Genomic DNA, 9,158 nt, shown 5'->3' with positions numbered 1-9,158 from the left:
AGTACCTCGTCTACTACAACAACCACAGACCCCATCAGGCCTTGGCAGGACAAACTCCCAAGGCTTTCGCCGCTTCCAAGACCACCGCGATCCAATCAGCGAATTATTGAACATCGACAATTGCGAGGAGCTCGCGACAAAATTGCGTAGCGATTTTGCGCTGATGCGACGAAGCAATTCAGAGTGCCTCCGCGGATGCATTTCTGGATTTGCTTCGCTGCGTTCGCAATGACGGCGGGGAAGCAGCGTTGCCCCCTTCCAGCAGTCGCAGGAAGGCTCTAATCTCAGCCCCCATGTCCGCACCTGAAATCAGGCCCACCACCGAGGCCGACCTTCCCGCCATTACCGCCATCTACCAACAGGCCGTCCGCGAGGGCACCGCGACGTTCGAGCTGGAGCCGCCCGATCTTGCCGAGATGACGCGCCGCTATCGTGCGCTGATCGAGGGCGGCTATCCCTATTTCGTCGCCATGCTGGACGGGCGCGTGGCCGGCTACGCCTATGCCGGCGCCTACCGCCCGCGGCCGGCCTATCGTTTTACGGTGGAGAACTCGATCTATCTCGATCCCTCCTTCCACCGCCGCGGTGTCGGCACTCTGCTGCTGGAACGGCTGATCGCCGAAAGCGAGGCGCGCGGCTTCCGCCAGATGATCGCGGTGATCGGCGATTCCGCCAATGCCGGATCGATCGGCGTGCACACCAGGGCCGGCTTCAAGATGATCGGCACGCATCCCAATGTCGGGCTGAAATTCGGCCGCTGGCTGGACACGGTGATGATGCAGCGCGATCTCGGCGAGGGGGCGAGGAGCGTGCCGGGGAATTAGTTCCGCACTGCACAGTCATTCCGGGGCGCGCGTCAGCGCGAACCCGGAAATCCAGAGGTTGTGGACAAGCTCGAGATTCTCAGGCGCGCAACGGCGCGCCGGAGTTCGCGACTTCGTCGCGCCCGGGAATGACGACCAACGGTCGTCACACCAAGGCCAGCTTGCGATCGATCACCAGCAGCACGCGCTCGAGTTCGTGGCCGCGGCGCAGGATCAGGCCCGTCGCCGAGATCACGCTGTACATGCCCTGCTTGCGCGCGAGCCGCGGATCCTTCTCGATGCGATAGATCGGGACTTCCGAGGCGCGGCGATAGACCGAGAACACCGCGCGGTCCTTCAGGAAGTCGATGGCGTAGTCGCGCCACTCGCCGTCGGCGACCATGCGGCCATAGAGATTGAGAATACGATGCAGCTCGAGCCGGTTGAACGTCACCCGGTTCGGCTGCGCATTCGCGGCGGAGCGCGCCGCCGCGCGCTGCTCGCTCGGATCGGCATCCTCCGAGATCAGGCTCATGGGAAGCGCCTCCTCATCGCACTGCAATGAACCGCATCCGCGAAAACCGTCCCCGGAACCGCGTTCATGACAATCGCATGATCGCGCCAACCGTTCCGCACCGCAAGGGGTTCAACCGATCGAATTGGACGGGGATCGGGACGCACGCACTGGTGGAACTCTGTCGCGGCAAACCGTCACGGGATCGTGCTCAAGAATCTTAGTCTCGCCGCTTTTCCGCCAAGCGCCTGCCGCCCTGCAATGCGAAAAGAATCGCGTGCGTTGACCCGGTCCTTTCGGTTCCGGATTCCTCAGCCCCCAGCCCCCCGGGGTCGAACAGGATCGGGTCTGTACGCACGGCAAGGAGGGCCAACGCAAGTTGGTCCTTTTTGGTTTGTGTCGGGATGTTTCCGGCGCCCCCTCTCTCCGAACATCCGCGCGAAGATTCCCTCCCCTCATCCCAAGGGCCGCGCCTTCGCGCAGCGTCTCGAAGGATGCAAGGCCGAGCTGCATCAGCGGGGGCCTTGCATGGTTCGAGACGCGCGCAAGGGTGCGCTCCTCACCATGAGGAGTGGGAGCGAACGTAGCGATAGAAACGAATCAATGCAGCGACGTGTACGCCGCGCCCAGCATCGGGCCCGGCTTCTCACGACTGCCGTCCTGGACGTACACCACCGCGCCGTCGACGCCGTCGCGCGTGAGGTTCTCGATCGGCACCGTCCAGCTTTCCGGACCCCCGGTCCAGTCGCCGACCTTGAGCAGGTTGCGCACCACGTTGTGATAGGTGACCTGCTGTCCGCGATTCTCGCCGCGGGTGATCGCGATCGGCACCGACTTGGCGATCGAGCAGATCCAGACTTCGCCGCGCGAGACCGTCGGCTCCTTGCTTGCGTCCACCGAGACGTTGATCTGCTTGCCCGAGAGTGACATCGTCACCGGCACGCTCATCACGCCGGCGCCCTTGTCGGTCTTGCCGATCGCACTCTCGATGCCCGCGCGGTCGCTGCCGATCACATGCGTGGAGCCGTTGACGACGACTTGCGGTGTGTAGACTTCGCGGTCGCCGCGCATGCGCGAATAGGCACGTTGCCGCGCAGAGAAGCGCGAATCCGCCAGCGTGTCCTTCCAGCCGAGATAGTCCCAATAATCGATCGGCATGCTCAGCGCGATGACCGAGGGATCCTTGGAGAGATCGCCGATGATCTGGTCGGCGGGCGGACAGGACGAACAGCCCTGCGAGGTAAATAATTCGACAACGGCGCGGGGATCAGCCTCGGCGGGGCGTATGACGGCGATGATCGCACAGATGCCGAGAGCTCCCGACCAGAGGGCACCAGACCAGCGGGAAATCGGATGAGTAGCCGTCATTGTCGTCATGTCGAACGCCGCACACCATTGCTCGTGAGAGGGAAATCTTATCGCCTGATGGTCACCGTAGTCTTACGGGGCGCGGCACATTCGTCCAAGCAACCGTCCAAGGGAGGTTTTCCGCCGGGCGGGCCCATCTGAAGCGTACCGCAAACGCGTGAAGGCGGCCTTTTGATAGGCCGCCTTCGTCAGGGCTTCTACTCACTTCGCAGTGAGCCATCGTTCACAAATCCGCGCTTACGCCGCGAGCTTGCGCAGCACGTAGTGCAGGATGCCGCCGTTGCGGTAGTAGTCGAGCTCGTCCAGCGTATCGATGCGGCAGAGCAGCGAAACGCGCTGCAACGAACCGTCGCCGGAGACGATCTCCGCGGTCAGCTTCTGACGCGGCCTGAGGTCGCCTTGCAGGCCGCGGATCGTCACCTTCTCGTCGCCCTTGAGGCCGAGCGACTGCCAGGAGGTGCCCTCCTCGAAGGTCAGCGGCAGCACGCCCATGCCGACCAGGTTGGAGCGATGGATACGCTCGAAGCTCTGGCAGATCACGGCGCGAACGCCGAGCAGGCGCGTACCCTTGGCGGCCCAGTCGCGCGAGGAGCCGTTGCCGTATTCGGCGCCGGCGAACACCACCAGCGGCACCTTCTCTTCCTGGTACTTCATCGCGGCGTCGTAGATCGACATCTGCTCGCCGTCGGGCCAGTGCTTGGTCAGACCGCCCTCAGGGATGTTTCCATCCGCGCCCTTGAGCATGAAGTTCTTGATGCGGATGTTGGCGAAGGTGCCGCGCATCATCACTTCGTGGTTGCCGCGACGCGTGCCGTACTGATTGAAATCGGCGGGGCGCACCTGATGCTCGCTGAGATATTTGCCGGCGGGCGAGGTGAGCTTGATCGAACCGGCCGGCGAGATGTGGTCGGTGGTGATCTTGTCGCCGAACATGGCGAGGATGCGCGCCTCGACGATGTCGGTGACCGGCTCCGGCTCCTTCTTCATGCCTTCGAAGTAAGGCGGGTTCTGCACATAGGTCGAAGACATGTTCCAGCGATAGGTCTCGCTCTCGACCGTCTTGATCTTGCGCCAGTTGGTATCGCCCTTGAACACGTCGGCATACTTCTTCTTGAAGATCGACGCGGTCACGAACTTCTTCATGAAGGCGTTGATCTCCTTGGCCGTCGGCCAGATGTCCTTCAGGTACACCGGCTTGCCGTCCTTGCCCTCGCCGAGCGGCTCGGTGGCGAGGTTCTTGGTGACGCTGCCGGCGAGCGCGTGCGCAACGACCAGCGGCGGCGAGGCCAGATAGTTCGCCTGCACGTCCGGCGAGACGCGGCCTTCGAAGTTGCGGTTACCGGAGAGCACGGCAGCGGCGACGATGCCGTTGTCGTTGATCGACTTCGAGATCTCCTCCGGCAGCGGACCGGAATTGCCGATGCAGGTGGTGCAGCCGAAGCCGACCAGGTTGAAGCCGACCTTGTCGAGATCCTTCTGGAGGCCGGAATTGGCGAGATACTCGGCCACGACCTGGCTGCCCGGGGCGAGCGAGGTCTTCACCCACGGCTTCGCTTTCAGGCCCTTGGCCGCCGCGTTACGCGCGAGCAGGCCCGCACCGATCAACACGCTGGGATTCGAGGTGTTGGTGCAGGAGGTGATCGCCGCGATCACGACGTCGCCATGGCCGAGATCGAAGTCCTTGCCTTCGACCGGGAAACGCTTCGCCGGCTCCTCGGCCTTCTTGTACTCGCTGGCGAGCGCGAGCGAGAAGCCTTCGGCCACCGAAGGCAGCGCGATGCGGCCTTCGGGACGCTTCGGGCCGGCCATCGACGGCACGACGTCGCCGAGGTCCAGTGTCAGCAACTCCGTGAACACCGGATCGGGCGACTTGGCGGTGCGGAACAGGCCCTGCGCCTTGGCATAGGCCTGCACCAGCGCGACGCGGGCCGAGGCACGGCCGGAGGTCTTGAGGTAGTCGAGCGCGGCGGCGTCGACCGGGAAGAAGCCGCAGGTCGCGCCGTATTCGGGCGCCATGTTGGCGATGGTCGCCTTGTCGGCGACCGAGAGGTGGTCGAGGCCGGGGCCGAAGAACTCGACGAACTTGCCGACCACGCCGAGCTTGCGCAGCATCTGCGTCACGGTCAGCACCAGATCGGTCGCAGTGACGCCTTCCTTCAGCGCGCCCTTCAGCTTGAAGCCGACGACGTTGGGCAGCAGCATCGACAGCGGCTGGCCGAGCATGCAGGCTTCCGCCTCGATGCCGCCGACGCCCCAGCCGAGCACGGCGAGACCGTTGACCATGGTGGTGTGGGAGTCGGTGCCGACCAGCGAATCGGGATAGGCGACCTCGAAGGTGCCGGTCTTCTTGCCGACCGTCATCTTCTCCTTCTTGGTCCAGACCGTCTGGGCCAGATATTCGAGGTTGACCTGGTGGCAGATGCCGGTGCCGGGCGGCACTACGGAGAAGTTCGAGAACGCCTTCTGACCCCACTTCAGGAACTCGTAGCGCTCCTGGTTCTGCTTGTATTCCTCGACGACGTTCTTGCCGAAGGCCTTGTTGTCACCGAAGAAGTTCACGATCACGGAGTGGTCGATGACGAGGTCGACCGGCACCAGCGGATTGATCTTCTCAGGCTCGCCGCCGAGCTTCTGCATCGCGTTGCGCATCGCGGCGAGGTCGACCACCGCGGGCACGCCGGTGAAGTCCTGCATCAGGACGCGCGCCGGGCGGAAGGCGATCTCATGCTCCAGCGACTTCTTGCGCAGCCATTTCGACACCGCGACGATGTCTTCCTTCTTGACCGAGCGGCCGTCCTCGTTGCGCAGCAGATTCTCGAGCAGGACCTTCATCGAATAGGGAAGCTTCGAAATTCCCTTCAGACCATTCTTCTCGGCTGTGGGCAGGCTGTAATAGACATAGGTCTTGGCGCCGACCTTGAGGGTCTTTTTGCATTTGAAGCTGTCGAGCGAGGTCATGTAGGAGATCCCAATTGTTAGTTATACCCGGCAGGGTATTTTAACACCGTCAGCGTATCAGGCTGGGCCGCTTGCAGGGGCAGGTTGAGTTGCTGCATCAACTAGTTCCGGGCTTATAGAAGCTTTCTAACCGCACCGCCACAGCCACAATCGTGCCGCAGCAACCGCTGAGCCAAAAATTCCCATGCGCTACCCCAAGATTTCCTGAGGCCTGGCTGTGAGCTGGTTGAAGCGAGGCGAGATGCGGCTGGCAGGTCATGGGCTCAGATGCGTGCGGGGCGGCCGCGAGGTGTTCGCCGGCCTCGATTTCGCGGCCGTTTCGGGCGAAGCCCTGGCGGTGATGGGTCGCAACGGATCGGGCAAGACCTCGCTGCTGCGGCTGATCGCGGGCCTGCTGGTTCCCGCCGGCGGGACGATCGCGCTGGACGGAGGCGTTGGCGAGCTGACCTTGGCGGAGCAGTGCCACTATCTCGGCCATCGCGATGCCCTGAAGCCGGCGCTGAGCGTTGAGGAAAATCTGGCATTTTGGGCTGATTTTCTCGGCGGCGAGCGTTTTGAGGCGGCCGAGAGCCTCGCCAAAGTCGGCCTCGACCATGCCACCCATTTGCCCGCAGCCTTCCTCTCCGCCGGCCAGCGCCGCAGGCTCTCGCTGGCCCGGCTGCTGACCGTGCGCCGCCCGGTCTGGCTCCTGGACGAGCCGACCACGGCGCTGGATGTGGCCGGCCAGGATATGTTCGGCGGCCTGATGCGTGAGCACCTGTCGCGCGGCGGCATGATCGTCGCCGCCACCCACGCGCCGCTCGGGATCGAATCGCGCGAGCTGCGGATCGGGGATACGGCGTGATTCCGATGCACCCTCAGCTTTCCAAGCGGCCTGGCGCCGCCCTCTCCGCTCCCTCGCCGCTCCCGCTTGCGGGAGAGGCCGGCATAGGCGGCCCTTGGCCGCCGTCCCTCAAAAACGCCGATGCTTTGCATCGGCTATGGCGCCGGATGGGCGTTCTCTCCTCTGGGGGAATCTTCGTTGTCGAGAAACCCTCTCCCCGGCCCTCCCCCGCACGCGGGGGAGGGAGCGCACCGCCCCTAGGGCACAATGGGAGCACCCCATGACCGCCCTGTCCGCCCTGATCCTCCGGGACATCAGGATCGCGCTTCGCGTCGGCGGCGGGGCGCTGATCGGGGTGCTGTTCTTCCTGACCGTGGTGGTGCTGATGCCGTTCGCGGTGGGGCCGGATCTGGCGCTGCTGTCGCGGCTGGGACCGGCGATCCTGTGGCTCGGCGCGCTCCTGGCGAGCCTGCTGACCCTGGACCGGCTGTTCATGGCCGACCACGAGGACGGCTCGCTCGACCTGATCACGATGGGCCGGATGCCGTTGGAGCTCGCCTGCGCCGCCAAGGCGCTGGCGCATTGGCTGGCCGCCGGCCTGCCGCTGATCGTCGCAACCCCGCTGCTCGGCCTTTTGCTCAACCTCGACATGGTCGCGACCGGTGCGGTGGCGCTGACGCTGCTTGCGGGAACCCCGGCCCTGACCTTCACTGGCATGATCGGTGCGGCGCTGGCGGTGACGCTGCACCGTGGCGGATTGCTGATGGCCGTTCTCGTGCTGCCGTTGTCGATTCCCGTGCTGATCTTCGGGGTGGCGGCCTCGCAGGCGGTGATCGTCGGCCCGATGACCTTCGGCGCGCCGTTCTCGATTCTATGCGCGCTCTCGCTGGTCAGCTTCGTGATCGGCCCGTTCGCGGCGGCGGCGAGCCTGCGGCATGGACTGGACTGACCTTGACCCCGATCAACTTTCGCGACGGACTTTCGTGCTGATTGCCTGAGCGGCCCCCGGTGACTATCACGATACCATGACGCTGATCGACCTCGCCAACCCCACCCGGTTCCTCGCGCTGACGGCGCGGGTGTTGCCCTGGCTCGCGGCTGCGACCGTCATCCTGCTCGCCATCGGCCTCTATCAATCCGCATACGCGCCGGACGACTATCAGCAGGGCGCGACCGTCAAGATCATGTTCATTCACGTGCCCAATGCCTGGCTGTCGATGTTCGTCTGGGGCGTGATGAGCATTGCCTCGCTGGGCACGCTGGTGTGGCGGCATCCGCTCGCCGACGTCGCCGCGAAAGCGGCTGCTCCGATCGGCGCCAGCTTCACTTTCCTCGCTCTGCTCACCGGCTCGCTGTGGGGCCGGCCGATGTGGGGCACCTATTGGGAATGGGATGCGCGGCTGACCTCCGTTCTGATCCTGTTCCTGATGTATCTCGGCCTGATGGCGCTGTGGCGTGCGGTCGACGATCCCTCGCGTGCGGCGCGCGCCGCCGCGGTGCTGACGCTGGTCGGCGCGATCAACCTGCCCATCATCAAGTTCTCGGTCGACTGGTGGAACACGCTGCACCAGCCGGCCTCGGTGATGCGCATGGGCGGCTCGACGCTCGACAAATCCTTCCTGATCCCGCTGCTCGTGATGGCGATCGCCTTCACGCTGCTGTTCGTCACGCTGCATTTGGCGGCAATGCGCAACGAGATCCTGCGCCGCCGCGTCCGCTCGCTGCAGATGATGCAGGCGAGCCGCGTCGCGTTCTCGAGCGAGTTGGGCACCGGCTCACATCAAGAAAACGCGTCAAAAGGGGCGGCGTGATCATGTCGCTCGGTCCTTACGCGTCTTTCATTGTGGCGTCTTACGCGGCTGCCGCACTCGTGATCGTGATCCTCATCGGGTGGGTCATGCTCGATTATCGCAGCCAGACGCAGCGCTTGCGCGAGCTGGAGGAGCGCGGCATCACCCGCCGGTCAGGCCGCAGCGCGACGGAGCGGCGATGAACGACCGGTCGAGCTCCGCGTCACCGCAGCGGCGCACCTTCCTGATGGCACTGCCGCTGATTGCCTTCCTCGGCCTCGCGCTGCTGTTCTGGTTCCGGCTCGGCAGCGGCGATCCCTCGCGAATTCCTTCGGCGCTGATCGGCCGGCCGGCGCCGCAGACGATGCTGCCGCCGCTCGAGGGCTTGCAGGCCGACAATGCGCCGGTGCCGGGGCTCGATCCCGCCGCCTTCAAAGGCAAGGTCACCCTGGTCAATGTCTGGGCGTCCTGGTGCGTGCCGTGCCATGACGAGGCGCCGCTCCTGACCGAGCTCGCCAAGGACAAGCGCTTCCAACTGGTCGGCATCAACTACAAGGACGCCTCCGACAACGCGCGGCGCTTCCTCGGCCGCTACGGCAACCCGTTCGGCCGCGTCGGCGTCGATGCCAACGGCCGCGCCTCGATCGAATGGGGCGTCTATGGCGTGCCAGAAACGTTCGTCGTCAGCCGCGAGGGCACCATCGCCTACAAGCTGGTCGGCCCGATCACGCCGGACAATTTGCGGACGGTGTTGATGCCGCAGCTGGAGAAGGCGTTGAAGGCGGGGAGCTGATCGCCGCGCTCGCGCCGCATACTCAACTGTCATCGCCGACTTGATCGGACGCCAGTCGGATACGAAGAGGCCGCAGCGTACTGGATGCCCCGCTCAAGCCCGGGCATGA

The 9,158-nt window shown here is 64.7% G+C and carries 9 protein-coding genes; 6 read left to right on the top strand and 3 right to left on the bottom strand.

Annotated elements, in window-relative coordinates:
- Positions 1–293 precede the first annotated feature (293 nt).
- A complete protein-coding gene (locus EAV90_RS26385) occupies positions 294–824 on the top strand; it encodes a GNAT family N-acetyltransferase (RefSeq protein WP_129145081.1) in 531 nt (176 codons plus the stop codon).
- A gap of 145 nt (positions 825–969) precedes the next feature.
- On the opposite strand, the gene EAV90_RS26380 is transcribed toward EAV90_RS26385, so the two are convergent.
- The 3 genes from EAV90_RS26380 to acnA all read right to left on the bottom strand — a co-directional run bounded on the left by EAV90_RS26380 (position 970) and on the right by acnA (position 5,643).
- Positions 970–1,338 carry a DUF2794 domain-containing protein gene (locus EAV90_RS26380; protein ID WP_129145080.1) on the bottom strand — a complete coding sequence of 123 codons (369 nt, stop codon included), beginning with the start codon at positions 1,336–1,338 and terminating at the stop codon, positions 970–972.
- A gap of 579 nt (positions 1,339–1,917) precedes the next feature.
- On the bottom strand, positions 1,918–2,694 hold the full coding sequence (locus tag EAV90_RS26375) for a DUF1223 domain-containing protein (protein ID WP_129145079.1): 777 nt from the start codon (positions 2,692–2,694) through the stop codon (positions 1,918–1,920).
- 228 nt (positions 2,695–2,922) lie between these two features.
- Entirely contained in the window at positions 2,923–5,643 is a 2,721-nt protein-coding gene (acnA, locus tag EAV90_RS26370; protein ID WP_122400394.1) for an aconitate hydratase AcnA, read from the bottom strand.
- A gap of 241 nt (positions 5,644–5,884) precedes the next feature.
- On the opposite strand from acnA, the gene ccmA reads away from it, so the two are divergent.
- The 5 genes from ccmA to EAV90_RS26345 all read left to right on the top strand — a co-directional run bounded on the left by ccmA (position 5,885) and on the right by EAV90_RS26345 (position 9,049).
- Complete coding sequence (gene ccmA, locus EAV90_RS26365) at positions 5,885–6,487, top strand: heme ABC exporter ATP-binding protein CcmA (RefSeq protein ID WP_129145084.1); 603 nt, start codon at positions 5,885–5,887, stop codon at positions 6,485–6,487.
- A gap of 259 nt (positions 6,488–6,746) precedes the next feature.
- Positions 6,747–7,415 (top strand): heme exporter protein CcmB, encoded by a 669-nt coding sequence (gene ccmB / locus EAV90_RS26360; protein ID WP_129145078.1) that lies wholly within the window; start codon positions 6,747–6,749, stop codon positions 7,413–7,415.
- A gap of 76 nt (positions 7,416–7,491) precedes the next feature.
- A complete protein-coding gene (locus EAV90_RS26355; protein ID WP_122400392.1) occupies positions 7,492–8,277 on the top strand; it encodes a heme ABC transporter permease in 786 nt (261 codons plus the stop codon).
- Positions 8,274–8,459 carry a heme exporter protein CcmD gene (gene ccmD / locus EAV90_RS26350; RefSeq protein ID WP_122400391.1) on the top strand — a complete coding sequence of 62 codons (186 nt, stop codon included), beginning with the start codon at positions 8,274–8,276 and terminating at the stop codon, positions 8,457–8,459. Before EAV90_RS26355 ends, ccmD begins: the two co-directional genes overlap by 4 nt.
- Positions 8,456–9,049: a DsbE family thiol:disulfide interchange protein gene (locus EAV90_RS26345; protein WP_129145077.1), complete on the top strand. Its 594-nt coding sequence runs from the start codon at positions 8,456–8,458 to the stop codon at positions 9,047–9,049. The genes ccmD and EAV90_RS26345 overlap by 4 nt, the downstream gene beginning before the upstream one ends.
- Positions 9,050–9,158: the final 109 nt, after the last annotated feature.

The organism is Bradyrhizobium vignae (assembly GCF_004114425.1).
Classification (GTDB): domain Bacteria; phylum Pseudomonadota; class Alphaproteobacteria; order Rhizobiales; family Xanthobacteraceae; genus Bradyrhizobium; species Bradyrhizobium vignae.
This window is presented reverse-complemented; position numbering and strand designations above follow the sequence as displayed.

Coding starts and splice junctions, on each gene's coding strand:
- EAV90_RS26385 (WP_129145081.1), top strand. CDS start 294: ATGTCCGCACCTGAAATCAGGCCCACCACCGAGGCCGACCTTCCCGCC.
- EAV90_RS26380 (WP_129145080.1), bottom strand. CDS start 1,338: ATGAGCCTGATCTCGGAGGATGCCGATCCGAGCGAGCAGCGCGCGGCG.
- EAV90_RS26375 (WP_129145079.1), bottom strand. CDS start 2,694: ATGACGACAATGACGGCTACTCATCCGATTTCCCGCTGGTCTGGTGCC.
- acnA (WP_122400394.1), bottom strand. CDS start 5,643: ATGACCTCGCTCGACAGCTTCAAATGCAAAAAGACCCTCAAGGTCGGC.
- ccmA (WP_129145084.1), top strand. CDS start 5,885: ATGCGGCTGGCAGGTCATGGGCTCAGATGCGTGCGGGGCGGCCGCGAG.
- ccmB (WP_129145078.1), top strand. CDS start 6,747: ATGACCGCCCTGTCCGCCCTGATCCTCCGGGACATCAGGATCGCGCTT.
- EAV90_RS26355 (WP_122400392.1), top strand. CDS start 7,492: ATGACGCTGATCGACCTCGCCAACCCCACCCGGTTCCTCGCGCTGACG.
- EAV90_RS26345 (WP_129145077.1), top strand. CDS start 8,456: ATGAACGACCGGTCGAGCTCCGCGTCACCGCAGCGGCGCACCTTCCTG.